Origin of the sequence: Streptococcus sp. k-402, from assembly GCF_013277515.1 — a bacterium.
GTDB lineage: Bacteria > Bacillota > Bacilli > Lactobacillales > Streptococcaceae > Streptococcus.
This window is the reverse complement of sequence record NZ_VMNB01000002.1, coordinates 26970-42965: the sequence shown is the minus strand read 5'-3', so window position 1 is coordinate 42965 and position 15996 is coordinate 26970. Positions and strand designations below refer to the sequence as shown.

At 41.9% G+C, this 15996-nt stretch carries 13 protein-coding genes; 3 read left to right on the top strand and 10 right to left on the bottom strand.

Annotation, left to right across the window (positions count from 1 at the left end):
* Positions 1-26: 26 nt before the first annotated feature.
* Entirely contained in the window at positions 27-830 is an 804-nt protein-coding gene (yghU, locus tag HT724_RS00855; RefSeq protein ID WP_173276353.1) for a glutathione-dependent disulfide-bond oxidoreductase, read from the bottom strand.
* Between the two features lie 12 nt (positions 831-842).
* Positions 843-3539 carry a cation-translocating P-type ATPase gene (locus HT724_RS00850; RefSeq protein WP_173276352.1) on the bottom strand — a complete coding sequence of 899 codons (2697 nt, stop codon included), beginning with the start codon at positions 3537-3539 and terminating at the stop codon, positions 843-845.
* Between the two features lie 308 nt (positions 3540-3847).
* Between HT724_RS00850 and mntE the strand changes: the two genes are divergently transcribed.
* Complete coding sequence (gene mntE / locus HT724_RS00845; protein WP_173276351.1) at positions 3848-5032, top strand: CDF family manganese efflux transporter MntE; 1185 nt, start codon at positions 3848-3850, stop codon at positions 5030-5032.
* A 37-nt stretch (positions 5033-5069) separates the two neighbouring features.
* Here the strand turns inward: mntE and HT724_RS00840 are convergent, their stop codons facing one another.
* The 8 genes from HT724_RS00840 to cdaA form a co-directional block, all read right to left on the bottom strand.
* A complete protein-coding gene (locus HT724_RS00840) occupies positions 5070-6941 on the bottom strand; it encodes an ABC-F family ATP-binding cassette domain-containing protein (RefSeq protein WP_173276350.1) in 1872 nt (623 codons plus the stop codon).
* Complete coding sequence (locus tag HT724_RS00835) at positions 6938-8137, bottom strand: CCA tRNA nucleotidyltransferase (RefSeq protein ID WP_345890301.1); 1200 nt, start codon at positions 8135-8137, stop codon at positions 6938-6940. Before HT724_RS00835 ends, HT724_RS00840 begins: the two co-directional genes overlap by 4 nt.
* A complete protein-coding gene (dapB, locus tag HT724_RS00830) occupies positions 8134-8901 on the bottom strand; it encodes a 4-hydroxy-tetrahydrodipicolinate reductase (RefSeq protein WP_173276349.1) in 768 nt (255 codons plus the stop codon). Before dapB ends, HT724_RS00835 begins: the two co-directional genes overlap by 4 nt.
* A 379-nt stretch (positions 8902-9280) precedes the next feature.
* Positions 9281-10129 (bottom strand): DegV family protein, encoded by an 849-nt coding sequence (locus tag HT724_RS00825; RefSeq protein WP_173276348.1) that lies wholly within the window; start codon positions 10127-10129, stop codon positions 9281-9283.
* A gap of 1 nt (position 10130) precedes the next feature.
* Complete coding sequence (locus tag HT724_RS00820) at positions 10131-10505, bottom strand: DUF1149 family protein (RefSeq protein ID WP_001050088.1); 375 nt, start codon at positions 10503-10505, stop codon at positions 10131-10133.
* A gap of 73 nt (positions 10506-10578) precedes the next feature.
* On the bottom strand, positions 10579-11931 hold the full coding sequence (gene glmM / locus HT724_RS00815; protein WP_173276347.1) for a phosphoglucosamine mutase: 1353 nt from the start codon (positions 11929-11931) through the stop codon (positions 10579-10581).
* Between the two features lie 24 nt (positions 11932-11955).
* Entirely contained in the window at positions 11956-12735 is a 780-nt protein-coding gene (locus HT724_RS00810) for a CdaR family protein (RefSeq protein WP_173276346.1), read from the bottom strand.
* On the bottom strand, positions 12722-13579 hold the full coding sequence (gene cdaA / locus HT724_RS00805; protein WP_050089436.1) for a diadenylate cyclase CdaA: 858 nt from the start codon (positions 13577-13579) through the stop codon (positions 12722-12724). The genes HT724_RS00810 and cdaA overlap by 14 nt, the downstream gene beginning before the upstream one ends.
* 135 nt (positions 13580-13714) lie before the next feature.
* Between cdaA and HT724_RS00800 the strand changes: the two genes are divergently transcribed.
* Both HT724_RS00800 and HT724_RS00795 read left to right on the top strand, forming a co-directional pair.
* Positions 13715-14683, top strand: coding sequence for an NAD(P)/FAD-dependent oxidoreductase (locus HT724_RS00800; RefSeq protein ID WP_173276345.1), 969 nt, complete (start codon positions 13715-13717; stop codon positions 14681-14683).
* Between the two features lie 549 nt (positions 14684-15232).
* Positions 15233-15808, top strand: a complete 576-nt coding sequence (locus HT724_RS00795) for a hypothetical protein (RefSeq protein WP_000593540.1) — start codon at positions 15233-15235, stop codon at positions 15806-15808.
* Positions 15809-15996: the final 188 nt, after the last annotated feature.

Sequence of the window (15996 nt, the reverse complement as noted above, 5' to 3'; positions counted from 1 at the left end):
AAGGCGACGCTGACGTGGTTTGAATTTTATTTTCGAAGAGTATTAATTTCTTTATAAGTTACTTCCATCCCACGCTTAACAGCAGGACGATTGGCAATTTTTTCTGCCCATTTTACTAAATTCTGGTAACTTGAGGCATCTAAGAATTTTGCAGAACCTTGGTAAAGTTTTCCTTGAACTAACTGTCCATACCAAGACCAGATAGCAATATCTGCAATCGTATAATCATTGCCTGCAATATAAGGTTTCTGAGCCAATTCCTTATCCAATAAATCCAACTGGCGTTTCACTTCCATCGTAAAACGGTTAATAGGATATTCCAATTTTTCAGGAGCATAATTGAAGAAATGTCCAAATCCCCCACCTAGAAAAGGTGCTGCACCTGCTTGCCAGAATAGCCAATTCAAAACTTCTACCTTTTCCACAGGATTGCTTGGTAAAAAGATTCCAAATTTCTCAGCAAGATACAGAAGAATATGAGCAGACTCAAAGACTCTTACATTTTCAGTCCCTGACTGGTCCAACAAGGCTGGAATCTTTGAATTTGGATTGAGCTTTACAAAGTCTGATCCGAATTGATCCCCATCCATGATAGCAATCTTATACAAGTCGTAAGCCGCTTGCTCAAAACCAGCTTCTAGTAATTCTTCCAATAAGATAGTGACCTTCACACCATTTGGTGTTCCCAGTGAATAAAGTTGAAAAGGCTGCTTTCCTTTTGGCAAGTTTTGTTCGAAACGGGCGCCTGCTGTTGGTCTGTTTAGTCCCGTAAAGGCTCCTTGATTACTAGTTTCATCCTGCCATACGGTCGGTAATTGATATGCTGACATCCGAAACCTCCCTTAAATCGCATTCTTATCAAAGCCAAGTTTACGTTGAACAAACTTAACGATTTCGACGATAATAATCATTGAGAAGCTTCCGCCCATAACGATTCCCCATTGTGACAAGTCTAGTTTGGTTACGTGGAAGATTCCTTCAAGCGGTTCTACGACAATTGTTGCCATGAGAAGGATGAAGGATACCAAGATGGACCAGTTAAATGTCTTAGACTTGAATGGACCAACTGTCAAGATGGATTGGTATACAGACTTGACATTGTAGGCATGGAAGAGCTGAATCAAGCCAAGGGTTGCAAAGGCCATAGTAAGGGCATCCGCATGAATAGCATGATTGTCACCCACATGAACTGGGTAAAGAAGGGCAAGGCCATAAACACTCATAACAATAACTGCTTGGAGTACACCTTGATAGATGATAGAACTCAAAACACCACCTGAGAAGAAGCTTGCCTTGCGTCCACGTGGTTTATGGTTCATGACACCAGGCTCAGCAGGTTCAACACCTAGTGCAATTGCTGGGAAGGTATCCGTTACCAAGTTAATCCACAAAAGATGAACTGGTTGCAAAACGTCCCAACCAAACAAGGTTGATAGGAAGATGGTTAATACTTCAGCAGTATTGGCAGAAAGAAGATATTGAATAGTCTTTTGAATGTTTGAGAATACCTTACGTCCTTCTTCAACTGCGACGATGATAGTCGCAAAGTTGTCGTCAGCAAGAATCATATCAGAAGCCCCCTTAGAAACCTCTGTACCAGTGATTCCCATACCGATACCGATGTCTGCTGTTTTCAGAGCTGGCGCATCATTGACACCGTCACCTGTCATGGCAACGACTTTACCTTGTTTTTGCCAAGCCTTGACGATACGAACCTTGTGTTCTGGAGACACACGGGCATAAACAGAGTATTGCCCAACTACTTTTTCAAAGTCTTCATCTGACAGTTCATTGAGTTCAGCACCAGTTAAAACGTGGCCTTCTGTATCGTTTGCGTCAATGATTCCCAAACGTTTAGCAATAGCTTCTGCAGTGTCTTGATGGTCACCCGTAATCATGATTGGACGGATTCCAGCTTCCTTAGCCACACGAACAGCCTCAGCTGCCTCAGGACGTTCAGGGTCAATCATCCCAATCAAACCAGTAAAGATTAAATCATTTTCAAGTTCTTCAGAAGTGAGATTTTCTGGAATGCTATCAATAATCTTATAAGCACCTGCAAGGACACGCAAGGCTTGGTGAGCCATTTCAGAGTTATTTGTATGAATGAGATTTGTAACCTTCTCATCAATCGGTGCAATATCCCCAGCCTTGTCACGAAGAACACAACGTTTCAAAAGTTGGTCTGGCGCACCTTTGACTGCTACAAGGAAACGGCCATCTGGCAATGGGTGAACCGTTGACATGAGCTTACGGTCAGAGTCAAATGGCAACTCAGCTACACGAGGATATTTCTCTAAAAATTCTTTGACATCGTAGCCCTTGTCCAAGGCATATTGGATAAAGGCTGTTTCGGTTGGGTCACCAATCAGGTTACCTTCCACATCGATTTTCGTATCATTGGCCAAGACAACTGAACGAAGTAGTGGCATTTCAAGACCTAGTTCAATGTCATCAGCTGAGTCATGTAGGACTGCATCGTAGAAGACTTTTTCGACTGTCATCTTGTTCATAGTCAGCGTACCAGTCTTATCAGAAGCGATGATTTCTGTTGAACCAAGTGTTTCTACTGCTGGCAACTTACGAACGATAGAGTTACGTTTGGCCAAAACTTGAGTACCAAGGGAAAGAACGATGGTAACGATAGCAGGAAGTCCTTCTGGAATGGCTGCAACAGCAAGGGCAACAGAAGTCAACAACTCACCAAGTGGACTTTTCCCTTGGATGAAGACACCCACTACAAAAGTAACAAGGGCAATGACCAAAATAGCATAGGTCAAGACCTTAGAAAGGTTGTTCAAGTTTTGTTTGAGTGGTGTATCCGTCTCATCCGCATCTTGAAGCATACCAGCAATATGACCAACTTCAGTGTACATACCTGTATTGACAACAACACCCATCCCACGACCATAGGTTACGTTTGAGTTTTGGAAGGCCATGTTGACACGGTCACCAATACCAGCATCTGCAGCAAGTTCAACTGTCAAGTCTTTTTCGACTGGCACAGACTCACCTGTAAGAGCTGCTTCTTCGATTTTAAGAGAGTTGGCTTCTAGTAAACGTAGGTCTGCAGGTACTACATCACCAGCTTCGAGAGCGACGATATCACCTGGTACCAATTCTTTAGAATCAATCTCAGCCATGTGACCATCGCGAAGAACACGGGCAGCTGGACTAGACATGGATTTGAGGGCTTCGATAGCTTCTTCTGCTTTCCCTTCTTGGTAAACACCAAAGGCAGCGTTGATGATAACCACGGCTAAGATGATAATAGCATCTGCGATATCTTCCCCACCAGAAGTCACGACTGACAAGATAGCTGCTGCAACTAGGATAATAATCATCAAATCCTTAAATTGCTCGATGAATTTGACCAGGATTGATCGTTTCTCGCCTTCTTCGAGTTCATTGTGGCCAAATTCGGCAAGGCGCTTTTCCGCCTCACTTGATGACAAACCTTGCTCGGTCGCATCCACAGCCTGCAAGACCTCTTCAGGACTCTGAGTATAAAACGCTTGGCGTTTTTGTTCTTTTGACATGTGTCTCCTCCTTGACATTGTGTTGCAAAACAGACTCTCTTTTCCCCATCGTATCTTTTCACGACAAACAAAAAAGAGACCTGTTAATCATAACAAGTCTCGCTGTTTAAGATAGTGCCGGAAAACATACTTTTCAGTATAAAATTCGGAATGACGACACTATCACAGGTTTCTGCCAGCTACTCCCTTGAGTAGTACTATTATACCAAATTTTGAACAATTTTCAAAGAGTAAAAACTGCCTTATTTGAATTTTCCCTTGAAAACCAGTATAATGGTAGAATGCTATGTGACTAGAAAGGAAGTTGAATGAAGCAATCTATCTCAAATCTCAAGTTAGCTGAACGTGGGGCCATTATCAGCATTTCGACCTACCTGCTCTTGTCTGCAGCAAAATTAGCAACTGGTCACCTCCTTCATTCATCCAGTTTGGTGGCTGATGGTTTTAACAACGTCTCGGACATCATTGGAAATGTGACCCTCTTGATTGGCATTCGGATGGCACGCCAGCCTGCAGACCGTGACCACCGTTTTGGCCACTGGAAGATTGAGGATTTGGCAAGCTTAATCACTTCCATCATCATGTTTTATGTCGGTTTCGATGTACTTCAGGATACTATTCAAAAAATTCTCAGTCATGAAGAAACGATCATTGACCCTCTTGGTGCAACCCTAGGAATTATTTCTGCAGCGATTATGTTTCTAGTTTATCTCTACAATACTCGCCTCAGTAAGAAATCCAACTCCAAGGCACTGAAGGCCGCAGCAAAGGACAATCTTTCTGATGCTGTTACCTCACTTGGTACTACTATTGCCATCCTAGCTAGCAGTTTCAATTATCCCATTGTGGATAAACTGGTTGCTATCATCATCACTTTCTTTATCTTGAAGACTGCCTATGATATCTTCATCGAGTCTTCCTTTAGCCTATCAGATGGCTTTGACGACCGTCTGCTTGAGGACTATCAAAAAGCCATTATGGAAATTCCCAAAATCAGCAAGGTTAAGTCCCAAAGAGGCCGCACCTACGGTAGCAATATCTACCTTGATATTACGCTAGAAATGAATCCTGACTTGTCGGTTTATGAGAGCCACGAGATTGCGGATCAAGTCGAGTCTATGCTGGAGGAACGTTTTGGAGTCTTTGATACCGATGTCCATATCGAACCCGCACCTATCCCTGAGGATGAAATTTTAGACAATGTCTATAAGAAATTGCTTATGCGTGAACAATTGATTGACCAAGGAAATCAACTGGAAGAACTATTGGCTGATGATTTTGTCTATATTCGTCAGGATGGAGAGCAGATGGATAAAGAGGCTTATAAAGCCGAAAAAGAGTTGAATGCTGCTATCAAGGATATACAAATTACTTCTATCAGTCAGAAGACCAAACTCATCTGCTATGAGTTAGATGGTATCGTCCATACTAGTATCTGGCGACGCCATGAAACTTGGCAAAATATCTTTCATCAAGAAACCAAAAAAGAATAGAAAAATCCTGTCCATGAGACGGGATTTTTCTATTCTTCTAGCTATCAAAGTCACTGAGATACTCATAGCGGTCGTATTTTTCAAGGAGTGCTTCGTTTTTCTCATCTAGTTCTTTTTGAAGAGTAGCCAGCTTACCAAAGTCAGAACCATTGGCCTGCATTTCCTCTTCAATAGCAGAGATACGATCTTCCAAGGCTTCAATATCACCTTCAATGCTTGCCCACTCCTGCTTTTCTTGGTAGGTCATGCGTTTCTTGTCTTCACGGACCTTGACCACTTTCTCCTTTTCGGCCTTTTGCACTTGATTGGCCATCTCTGTTTCAAAGGCTTTTTCATCTAGGTAGTCGGTGTAATGACCAAAGAAAGGACGAATCTTGCCATCCTCAAAAGCGAGAATCTTGGTCGCTACCTTATCCAAGAAATAGCGGTCGTGACTAACAGTCAAAACTGGACCAGCAAAGCCTTGCAAGAAATTCTCTAAAACTGTCAAAGTTGCAATGTCCAAATCATTGGTCGGTTCGTCCAAGAGAAGAACATTTGGTTTTTCCAAGAGCAGTTTGAGGAGATAAAGACGTTTTTTCTCTCCACCAGACAATTTCTCAATCAAGGTTCCATGCGTCGAACGTGGGAAAAGGAACTGCTCCAGCAACTCTGCAATCGAAGTACTAGAACCACCGCTGGTCTTGACCTCTTCTGCCACTTCCTGCAAGTAATTGATCACTCGCTTACTTTCATCCAAACCCTCAATTTGCTGAGAGAAATAGGCGATACGAACAGTTTCCCCTATCACAACTTGACCTGCTGTCGGCTCAAGACTGCCTGCAATCAAGTTAAGGAGAGTTGATTTTCCAACACCGTTGTCCCCAACGATTCCAATACGGTCTTTGGCCTGCACCAAGAGATTAAAATCTTGCAAAATAGGCTTATTTTCATAGGCAAAGGAAACATCCTGAAACTCGATGACTTTCTTCCCAATCCGACTGGTTTCAAAGTTCATGGTCAAGTCTGTCTCAGCAGTACTGCCTGAAACTTCCTTTTTCAGGTCGTGGAAACGATTGATACGAGCCTGCTGCTTGGTCGCACGCGCCTGCGGTTGTCTACGCATCCAGGCCAATTCTTGCTTATAAAGTTGCTCTTTTTTGTGGAGAAGAGCCGCATCGCGCTCATCCTGTTCCGCCTTAAGGCGAACATAGTCCTGATAATTCCCCTGATACTCTGTCAAACCTGCTCGATCCAACTCGAAAATCCGTGTTGACAAAGCGTCTAGGAAATAACGGTCGTGGGTAATAAAAAGGACGGTCTTCTTAGAATTTTTCAAAAAGAGGGTCAGCCACTCGATGGTCGCAATGTCCAGATGGTTGGTCGGCTCATCCAAAAGCAAAAGGTCGTGATTGCCAAGTAAGACTTGCGCCAACTGGACCCGTCTTCTTAGACCACCTGACAATTCCCCAACAGGAGTAGATAAGTCCTGAATCCCCAGCTTGCTGAGAACGGTCTTGACCTGACTCTCAATTTCCCAAGATTGGAGAGAATCCATTTCAGCCATGACCCGTTCCAAACGCGCCTGCTTGTCCTCACTGTAGTTTACCATAAGGAGTTCATACTCACGAATGAGCTGGATTTCCTTGAGGTCACTGGAGAGGACCGTATCCAAAACTGTCTTGCTATCATCAAAATCAGGATCTTGAGTCAAGTAACCAATCTGATAATCATTCTTAGCTGAAAAGGGACTGACATCCCCATCAAAGCCAGAAACACCAGAAAGGACATCTAAAAGGGTGGTCTTGCCCGTTCCATTGACACCAATCAGACCGATTCTGTCTAGGTCATGGATGATAAAGGAAATATCCTTAAAAACGGTCTTGTCACCGACGGATTTACTTAGTTTTTCAACGATAAAATCACTCATTTTTTCTCCCTCAGGTAAGCATGGATGGCTTGTCGATCATTTTCCAATTCTCCATCGACAATGGCATACTCAATCTCTGTTAAAAGTTCTCCCAAGTCTGGTCCCGGCTGATATCCATATTCCTTGATCAAAATACCACCGTTGATTTGGATTTCTTTCTTGTCATGAATGGTCAAACTCTGGTAGGTTTCTGTGATGTCTTGCGAGTTAACTTCTTTTCCTTGAGCCTGTCGAAGATTTTCAGCCTGTAAAAGTAAATCCAAGTCAAAGCGGTAACAATCGCGCTTGCTCAATTCTCCCTTTTCACGCAGAGCCAAAATAGTCAACAAATCCTGAACCTGCTTGGCAAACTGACATGAGGTCTTCCAAGCCTTCAAAAATGGCTGCGCATTTTCAATATCCAAAACCCACAGTAGGGCCGCCCAAGCTTGTTCAGAAGATTCAAAAGTGAAATCATTCTCCAAATCAAACAGTCTGTTAAGCTTGTCCTGGCTAGCTGCCATATCAGGGAGATAGTCATAAGCTTGACTCTCAATCATGGAAGCCAAACCCCTTCTCCAAAATGGAGACAGCAAGAGTTTATCAAACTCAACGAAGGTACGCTCTACAGAAATTTTCTCCAAAAGGGGCGTCAAGATCTTCATAGCTTTAAAGGTTTCTGTCTCAAGCTCGAAGCCAAGACTAGCCTGAAAACGGAAGCCACGCATAATCCGCAAAGCATCTTCGTTGAAACGCTCACTAGCCACTCCAACTGCTCGTAAGACTTGGTTTTCCAAATCTCCTAAACCATGGAACAAGTCTATGATTTCCCCTGTCTCGTCCAAGGCAAAGGCGTTGACTGTGAAATCACGGCGATTGAGGTCTTCTTCTAGCGAGCGAACAAAGGAAACCGCACTTGGTCTTCGATAGTCCACATAGACATCTTCAGTTCGAAAGGTGGTTACCTCATACTCCTCATCCCCATCTAGGACCAAGACAGTTCCATGCTCGATTCCGATATCGGCTGTTCGCGGAAAAATATGCTTAGTCTCTTCTGGATAAGAAGACGTCGCAATATCCACATCATGGATAGGGCGATTGAGAAGAGCATCTCGAACAGAACCTCCAACAAAATAGGCTTCAAAGCCTGCTTCTTTAATTTTTTCTAATACTGGTAAAGCCTTCTGAAATTCAGAAGGCATTTGCGTTAATCTCATAATAAGTGTTCTAATCCATAGACAAGCTCATGACGCTTGACAACTTCTTTAATTCCCAAATTGACCCCTGTCATGAAGGAGCTGCGATCATAGGAGTCATGACGGAGGGTCAATCCTTCTCCTTGATTGCCAAAGATGACTTCCTGATGAGCTACCAAGCCTGGCAAACGAACTGAGTGAATCCGCATGCCATCAAAGTCAGCACCACGGGCACCTGCAATCAGCTCTTCCTCGTCTACTGCGCCTTGCTGAATGGACTCTCGAACTTCTGCCATTAACTCAGCTGTTTTAATAGCTGTTCCACTCGGAGCATCCTTTTTCTTGTCATGATGGAGCTCGATAATCTCCACATTTGGGAAATATTGGGCAGCCTGCATCGCAAATTGCATGAGCAAGACAGCACCCAAGGCAAAGTTAGGGGCGATCAAGCCACCCAAATCTTGAGCACGAGAAAATGCTTTTAGCTCTGCAATTTCTTCACTTGTGAAACCTGTTGTTCCAACTACTGGAGCAAAGCCATTCTCAAGAGCAAAGCGTGTATTTTCATAGGCAACAGCTGGTGTAGTAAAGTCTACCCAGACATCTGCTTCAAAACCTGCTAAATCAGCCTTATCCTTGAAAACAGGAATACCCTGCCATTCTGACTCAGACTCAAAAGGATCCAAAACCGCTACCAAGTCCAAGTCTGGATCAGCCAAGACCATCTGACAAGCAGCTTGTCCCATCTTTCCCTTAAAACCAGCAATAATTACTCGAATACTCATCTCTACTCCTGACTAAGATACAAAGGACGTTAGCTGCCCATGAAAAATAGGGAATGACGCTGACTTTCCATGAAAGGCAAGTCAGGCATCTTTTTTCAAGAGGTAGCTAGTCCGTGTTCAATTTCTAAGATACAAAGCCTGTAGGAACACAAAGTGAAAATAGGAGTTTTGATCAAGAAGTGTCTACTCCTTGGAAGAACTATCTTTTTCATACAGGGTTCCAGGCGTGTTCAATTATCAAGATACAAAGGACGTTAGCTACCCTTGAAAAATAGGGAATGGCGCTGACTTTCCACGAAAGGCAAGACAGGCATCTTTTTTCAAGAGGTAGCTAGTCCGTGTTCAACTGCTAACTTCTTAACTAGTCTAAAAGTGCCAACTAAATCACTGGAATATAACCCAAGGCAATACTTCCTGCTCCTAGGTGGGTTCCAATGACACTACCAAATGTAGCAAGTGAAATATCCGTACCCACTCCAGATTCAAGCAAGTGCTGACGCAATTCCTCAGCCTTTTCAGGAGCATTTCCATGAATGACAATGACCCGATATTGACCTGAAGCCGTTGTTTCTTTGATAATTTCAATTAAGCGCTTGGTTGCTTTCTTTTCAGTACGAACTTTTTCGTAAACTTCAATCACACCTTGGTCATTGAAATAAAGGATTGGCTTAATGCTAAGCAAATTGCCCAAAATGGCAGCCCCATTTGAAAGACGTCCACCTTTCACTAAATGATCCAAGTCATCTACCATGATAAAGGCTGACGTACGACTGATTTGAATGGCTAGCTTATCCTGAATGCTGGCAAAATCATCGCCCTGGTCACGCCAATTAAAGACACTTTCAACCATGATACCCAGCGGAGCGCTTGTAATCAAAGTGTCTGGAAAAGCAATGGTTAAGCCCTCATATTCATTTATCATATACTGGATATTTTGGTAAAAACCTGAAATTCCAGAAGATAGGAAAAGCCCCAAGGCATGGGTATAACCTTGTTCTTTGAGCGAAGTTAAGATTTCATCTAGCTTGGCAATACTTGGTTGACTAGTCTTAGGCAATTCAGAAGCCTGAGCCATTTTTTGGTAAAATTCCTCAGCAGTCAGATTGATGCCTTCGACATACTCCTCACCATCAATATTGACAGGAATATCCAAGACATACAAATCTTCTCTTTGCAAGGTCTCTGCACTGAGATAGGCAGAGGAATCTGTGATAACAGCTAGTTTCATATTAGAACTCCAAATTGATTCCTGGTAAGTCTAATGCAATTTCAGTTACTTCGTAAGTCAAACGGTTGAGCATGTTCAAACTTGGGCGAGCCAAAGTTTCCACTTCTTCTTGGCTCAATTCACTTGGTTCATTGACAATACGGCCATCGATATGATTTACCTGTGAAATGGTTCCACTGATGACAAACTTATCAAATACAATCATAAAGGTCAAGATGACAATCAAGGAAGTCACTTGATTTTCTTGGTCATGTTGGAGCAATTGGAAGTTTACATCCACCTTAGTTTCAGGAGCTCCATTTTCATTTTCCCATTCAAAATTACGCGCATCAAAATGATACTGACTAACAAATTCTTGTTCACGTTTAAGATTCATGTCTTTCTCCCTCGGCTACAATATTATAAGCTATTGTACCATAATTTTTTATTTTCATCTAGTTTTCTCGGATTTAGTCAATCCCGATTTCAGCTCGAACTACGTCTGCGATGGTATCAACATAGTAGTCTACTTCTTCTGTTGTAGGCGCTTCTGCCATGACACGCAAGAGGGGCTCTGTTCCACTTGGGCGTACTAGGATACGGCCATTCCCTGCCATTTCTTCTTCCATCTTCTCGATGATAGCCTTGATAGCTGGCACTTCCATAACCTTTTCCTTCATGGCATTTTCCACTCGGATATTGACTAATTTTTGTGGATAAATGGTTACTTCTGCTGCCAACTCTGACAAGCTCTTACCAGTTTCCTTCATGATTTTTGTCAATTGGACAGCAGATAATTGACCATCACCAGTGGTATTGTAATCCATCAAGATGACGTGCCCAGACTGTTCACCACCAAGGTTGTAGCCTGATTTTCTCATTTCTTCAACAACGTAGCGGTCGCCAACTGCAGTGACTACCTTGTTAATACCTTCACGGTCCAAGGCCTTGTGGAAACCAAGGTTAGACATAACGGTTGTCACAATTGTATTTTGAGCCAATTGTCCTTTTTCAGAAAGGTATTTTCCGATGATGTACATAATCTTGTCACCATCAACGATGTCACCATTCTCATCAACAGCAATCAAGCGGTCACTGTCTCCATCAAAGGCCAAACCGATAGCTGATCCGCTTTCTTTGACCGCTTCTTGAAGGGCTTCTGGGTGTGTTGAACCAACATTAAGGTTGATGTTAAGACCGTCTGGTGTTTCCCCGATAACAGTTAACTGAGCGCCAAGGTCTGCAAAGATTTGACGGGCACTTGTAGAAGCTGCACCATTAGCTGTATCCAAGGCAACCTTCATTCCTTCAAGAGGAGTTCCAGTTGAAACAAGGTAGCCTTCATACTTACGCAAGCCTTCTGGATAATCTACCAAGGTTCCTAAGCCTTCTGCACTTGGACGAGGAAGAGTATCTTCCTCAGCATCTAGCAAGGCTTCAATTTCTGCTTCTTTTTCATCGTCCAGTTTGAAGCCATCACCACCAAAGAACTTAATCCCATTATCAAGGGCTGGGTTGTGGCTAGCAGAAATCATGACACCTGCACTGGCTCCCTCAGTTTTAACCAAGTAAGCTACTGCTGGTGTTGCCAAAACGCCTAGTTTGTATACGTGAATCCCTACTGAAAGAAGACCTGCCACCAAGGCAGATTCTAGCATTTTCCCTGAAATACGTGTGTCACGTCCTACAAAGACTTTCGGTGCTTCCGTTTCATGTTGACTGAGAACATAGCCTCCAAAACGTCCTAGTTTAAAGGCTAATTCCGGAGTAAGTTCTACGTTAGCTTCTCCACGGACTCCATCAGTCCCAAAATATTTACCCATTTTTATAAAATCCTTTTTCTATTTTTAATTCGTTTTTGAACTAGTTGCTTTCGTTGACGAAGATGTCTCCGATGAACTACTTGTAGTTGAATTTGATGTGCTTGAACTTGGCGCTACTGGTTTTGTAGTGACCTTCATTGTTGTATCAAACGGAGTGATAACTACTGGTAAGACAACCCCATTGCGGTCGATTGCCTGCAAAGGTACCGAACCACTGTAATTACCTGTTATGCGTTCGCTAGTTGGCAAAACAGCGATAATCTTATCAATTCTATCCAATGTCTCTTGGTCACTCGTAATCGACACTTCTTCATCTGACAGCGTGACATTTTCAATCTGTACCCGACTATCAATTTGACTAGGGTCAATCTCTGGTACAACCTTTACCTTATTCTTCTGAGCCTTCTTACCAATCTTGACTGTAATTTTTTGCGGAGTCGCCACAGCGGTCAGCCCATTGGGTAAATCTTCAATGCTCAAAGGAACTTCAATCGTTCCAACACTGGCATCTGTTAGGTCAGCAGTAACCTTGAATTTACGTGTGCTTTCTTGCATTTCACTAGCTAGCGATAGGCGATTTGCACCAGTCAAGACCACTGATACTTCTGAAGCAAAACCGCTAATAAAATACTCATCACTATTATAGCGGATGTCAATAGGGACATTTGTTACTGTATTCGTATAGGTTTCCGTTTTTACCTGCCTAGCACTGGTACTGTTTTGAAAATTCGTCGCCGTAGCATAGACAAATAAGACACAAGCAAAAAAGAGTGAGGATATGATGTATAAACTATTTTTTCTCATGTTTCCATCCTCCTAGCAATCGTTCTTTAAAACTAAGACCTGCTTCCTCTTTTGGAAGTAAGATTTCACGTAATTCTGTTTCAAATTCATCAAGTGTTAGGTTGTGCTTAAAGCTTCCATTATAGGTTATCGAAATTCCTCCCGTTTCCTCTGATACGACAAAAGTCAAGGCATCTGAGACTTCTGATAAACCGATAGCCGCCCGATGTCTGGTGCCAAATTCCTTGGAAATTCCTGTACTTTCTGTCAAGGGCAGATAGGCAGATGTCACAGCGATACGTTCTTCTCTGATAATCACCGCACCATCATGTAGGGGAGTATTGGGAATAAAAATGTTAATGAGAAGTTCTGCAGAAATCTTAGCATCTAAGGGAATTCCTGTCGAAATATACTCCTGCAAGGTACGTACACGCTGAATAGCAACCAAGGCCCCGATTTTACGAGGACTCATGTATTCAACAGACTTAACAAAGGCACGAATCATCTGTTCCTCAGCACTAATAGGGGCATTGGAAAAGAAATCTGTCGCTCTTCCCAAACGTTCCAAACCAGTCCGAATCTCTGGAGAGAAGATAACAACCGCCGCAATAACCCCATAAGTAATAATTTGATTGATTAACCAAGAAATCGTAGTCAAGCCAATCATATTTGCAAGGATTTGAGCTAAAATAAACACCAAAACTCCACGTACCAAAATCATAATCTTGGTTCCTGCAATAGCTTTTGTAAAATGATATAAAATATAAGCAACAATCAAAATATCAATCAGATTGATAGCTATCGTCCATGGACTTGCAAACAAACTGGTCCAATATTGCAGATTGGATAATTGTTGAAAATTCATCCCTGATATCCTCCCTATCAAAACACTTTCGTCCTATTATACCATTTTCTGGCATTTTTTTCCCTATCCTAGTCCATTTTACATTGAGCAAAAATATGATACAATAAACTGACTAGAAAAAACAAAGGAGAAACCATGTCTCAACTCTATGATATTACCATTGTAGGTGGTGGTCCTGTCGGGCTTTTTGCAGCCTTCTATGCCCATCTACGTCAAGCCAAGGTTCAAATCATCGACTCTCTTCCCCAACTAGGTGGACAACCTGCTATTCTCTACCCTGAAAAGGAAATTTTAGACGTCCCAGGTTTCCCAAACCTGACTGGAGAAGAATTGACTAACCGTCTAATCGAGCAATTAAATGGCTTTGATACCCCTATTCATCTCAACGAAACGGTTCTTGAGATTGAAAAACAAGAAGAAGGATTTGTCATCACAACTTCTAAAGGGAGTCACCTGTCTAAAACAGTTATCATTGCTATGGGTGGTGGTGCCTTCAAACCACGTCCTCTGGAACTAGAAGGCGTTGAGGGCTATGAAAACATCCACTACCACGTTTCCAACATCCAGCAATACGCTGGTAAGAAAGTGACGATTCTTGGTGGAGGAGACTCAGCTGTGGATTGGGCTTTGGCTTTTGAAAAAATTGCGCCAACTACCCTTGTTCACCGCAGAGATAATTTCCGTGCCTTGGAACACAGTGTCCAAGCCTTACAAGAATCATCTGTATCCATCAAGACACCATTCGTTCCTAGCCAACTCCTTGGAGATGGAAAAGCACTCGATAAACTTGAAATCACAAAAGTCAAATCTGATGAAACCGAAACGATTGACCTAGACCACCTCTTTGTCAACTATGGTTTCAAATCTTCGGTCGGTAATCTTAAAAACTGGGGGCTCGACCTCAACCGCCACAAGATTATCGTCAACAGCAAACAAGAATCTAGCCAAGCAGGTATCTATGCTATCGGTGACTGCTGCTACTATGACGGAAAAATTGACTTGATTGCGACAGGTCTCGGAGAAGCTCCAACTGCTGTCAATAATGCTATCAACTACATCGACCCTGAGCAAAAAGTACAACCAAAACACTCTACTAGTTTATAAAAAAGAACCACGAGTCACATAGGATTCGTGGTTTTAAAATGAACTACACCTCAAAAGTTAGACAGAAATACATCTAACTTCTGATATGCAGCCCACCTTCTCTTTGCTCTTGTTTGAATAAGAAATTTTTTGAAGAATCATTAGATTATACAAAGTATTCATATCAGCCTTTTAAAGCTATATAAAAACTCTCCAACTATTCTATTATACCATATAAAAAAATAAATAAATAGACTTGTTTTTTTCTTTTTTTGACGTATACTAATAATAGAAAGCGCTTTAAATAAAATAAAAGGAGGTTTTATGAGGAAAGTAAATAAGGACATTTTATTCTTAACTGGAATCATAGTTTTATGTTTTGGTTTTTTATTATTTCACATCAACCCCTATTATGCCGAACCCTATGCGACACTGAAAGAAAGAATAAATTTATTCTTTTGGCAACTATATTGGAGACCTGTAGGAACTCTCAGTATTATTTCGGGTTGCATTATAACTTTCAAAGGATTGAAAAAATAATCTTTTACTCATGAAGAAAGGAAATTTGTTATGATTAAACTGAAACTATTGTTTTTCTCTCTACTATCAAGTCTATTATTCTTAGTCACAACATCTACGGTTTTTGCTGATGTCTATCCTGGTACAAATTATGAAATTGTATCTAATCGTATTGTAAAAGATATCAACACAGGAGAGTTATTGTCATTTTATACGACTGAACTTAGAGACGCCTATTTAGAGTCTAAATCTACGTATCAGACTCGTTCTAATGCAACTGGTGTTGCAGACTATAGAACTAAATACTCTCACTCTTACAAGAAAAGCACCACATCAGGTCCTGTAAGTTCAACTGCCTATGGTGGAAAAGCTGGAGCTACTCTGACTGTAGGTGCAGGTGTTAGCTTTTCTGCTCCGGAGTCTGGAGCTGGACTTAGTTTAAATCACTCAGTCTCCCATAACGTACCACCCTACACTTATGGTTATATTAGACTAAAAGCATCTTACACAGTAAACGTTCGTAAACTAGAAGTTAGATACTTAGGCACCAACAAATGGGTTCCAGCTGGTGAAACCTCTACTATATCGAATGTTAGCGTTTGGAGCGAACTGGTCACTTGGAAATAACTCATTAGAGACTGGGTAAAAACTCAATTTCAGGAGAAAATGAAATAAATTTTCTCACAATAAAACGCATAGTATTACGGTTCAAGTCAACACCGGATATTATGCGTTTTTGATTTTAAAGAGCCAAATTTCTTAACTTAATGACATTGCTTTTTGCCCAACCTCTTTTTATTTCAAAAAAGAACCTC

Excerpts from the sequence above, each read along its gene's own strand:
- yghU (WP_173276353.1), bottom strand. The coding sequence starts at position 830 with ATGTCAGCATATCAATTACCGACCGTATGGCAGGATGAAACTAGTAAT.
- HT724_RS00850 (WP_173276352.1), bottom strand. The coding sequence starts at position 3,539 with ATGTCAAAAGAACAAAAACGCCAAGCGTTTTATACTCAGAGTCCTGAA.
- mntE (WP_173276351.1), top strand. The coding sequence starts at position 3,848 with ATGAAGCAATCTATCTCAAATCTCAAGTTAGCTGAACGTGGGGCCATT.
- HT724_RS00840 (WP_173276350.1), bottom strand. The coding sequence starts at position 6,941 with ATGAGTGATTTTATCGTTGAAAAACTAAGTAAATCCGTCGGTGACAAG.
- HT724_RS00835 (WP_345890301.1), bottom strand. The coding sequence starts at position 8,137 with ATGAGATTAACGCAAATGCCTTCTGAATTTCAGAAGGCTTTACCAGTA.
- dapB (WP_173276349.1), bottom strand. The coding sequence starts at position 8,901 with ATGAGTATTCGAGTAATTATTGCTGGTTTTAAGGGAAAGATGGGACAA.
- HT724_RS00825 (WP_173276348.1), bottom strand. The coding sequence starts at position 10,129 with ATGAAACTAGCTGTTATCACAGATTCCTCTGCCTATCTCAGTGCAGAG.
- HT724_RS00820 (WP_001050088.1), bottom strand. The coding sequence starts at position 10,505 with ATGAATCTTAAACGTGAACAAGAATTTGTTAGTCAGTATCATTTTGAT.
- glmM (WP_173276347.1), bottom strand. The coding sequence starts at position 11,931 with ATGGGTAAATATTTTGGGACTGATGGAGTCCGTGGAGAAGCTAACGTA.
- HT724_RS00810 (WP_173276346.1), bottom strand. The coding sequence starts at position 12,735 with ATGAGAAAAAATAGTTTATACATCATATCCTCACTCTTTTTTGCTTGT.
- cdaA (WP_050089436.1), bottom strand. The coding sequence starts at position 13,579 with ATGAATTTTCAACAATTATCCAATCTGCAATATTGGACCAGTTTGTTT.
- HT724_RS00800 (WP_173276345.1), top strand. The coding sequence starts at position 13,715 with ATGTCTCAACTCTATGATATTACCATTGTAGGTGGTGGTCCTGTCGGG.
- HT724_RS00795 (WP_000593540.1), top strand. The coding sequence starts at position 15,233 with ATGATTAAACTGAAACTATTGTTTTTCTCTCTACTATCAAGTCTATTA.